The sequence below is a fragment of the Streptomyces dysideae genome, from assembly GCF_001514305.1.
Classification (GTDB): Bacteria; Actinomycetota; Actinomycetes; order Streptomycetales; family Streptomycetaceae; genus Streptomyces; species Streptomyces dysideae.
Window position 1 is genome coordinate 176112 of the sequence record NZ_KQ949081.1, and the last position, 844, is coordinate 176955.

The following is an 844-nucleotide window of genomic DNA, read 5'->3' on the forward strand; positions in this document are numbered from 1 at the left end:
AGCAATCGCCGCAAGCGCCCTCATGGCGCCGACCGCCTCCGCGGCCGACCGCAGTCCGAAAGCCGTCGGTTACGTCTGCACGTCAAAGCACACGACAACCTCCGGGTCCGCGAAGTGCAGCGACCTCGCACGGTTCGACCGCTACCGTGCCAAGATCACCTGCATCGACGTCCGAGGCGTGAAGAGCGTCTTCTATGGCCCCTGGAAGGGCGGCCTCAGCGGCGAGTGGTCGACCCGCAAGTGCCCCGGCACGGCAGGTGGCGCGGTGAGCATCTACAAGGCCGGCTACCAGGTCGAGCTTTTCTAAGGGCAGTGCGGAAATTCTGAAACGGGGTATTCGAATGAACCGAAAGGGAGCCTTTCTCGCCGTAGCGGGAATGGTGATGGGCGCCAGTCTGATGACGCCTTCGGCGGTCGCGGCCGAGAGCGGAATCCAGTCCGCGGACTGCAATACCTGGTCCAAGCGCGGCACGACCGGCTACGCCTATTGTTCCGGCCTCGGGACGGTCGCCGCGCACCGGGTGAAGATTGTGTGCGTGGACACGCGAGGCGTGGAGAGCACCTTCTACGGCAAGTGGGTCGGAAACGCCAAGACATCGAGCCGAAAGTGCCCGGGCACGGCTGACGGCCGGGTGGGAATCCTCCGGGTCGGCTCACAGATCCAGGACTGAGCCCACCCCGGACCCCGCCGATCGACGTGATTGGAGGATTTGTACCAGCACGCACAGCCCTGACCTGGGCAGTCGCGAGCCACGGGCGGTACAGATCCTCCAATTACCCCTGCCCACGTGATGGGTGAGGGCGCTGCGCCGCACCCGCCGTCCCTGGCTCCACACGGCCGCAA

General features: G+C 65.8%; 2 protein-coding genes. Both read left to right on the forward strand.

The window, feature by feature from the left end; all coding sequences use genetic code 11:
- A partial coding sequence (locus AQJ91_RS14260; RefSeq protein WP_234382233.1) for a hypothetical protein occupies nucleotides 1–307 on the forward strand: 307 nt, incomplete at its 5' end.
- Nucleotides 308–383: 76 nt separating this feature from the next.
- On the forward strand, nucleotides 384–671 hold the full coding sequence (locus AQJ91_RS14265) for a hypothetical protein (protein WP_159054559.1): 288 nt from the start codon (nucleotides 384–386) through the stop codon (nucleotides 669–671).
- Nucleotides 672–844: the final 173 nt, after the last annotated feature.

Excerpts from the sequence above, each read along its gene's own strand:
- AQJ91_RS14265 (WP_159054559.1), top strand. The coding sequence starts at position 384 with ATGGGCGCCAGTCTGATGACGCCTTCGGCGGTCGCGGCCGAGAGCGGA.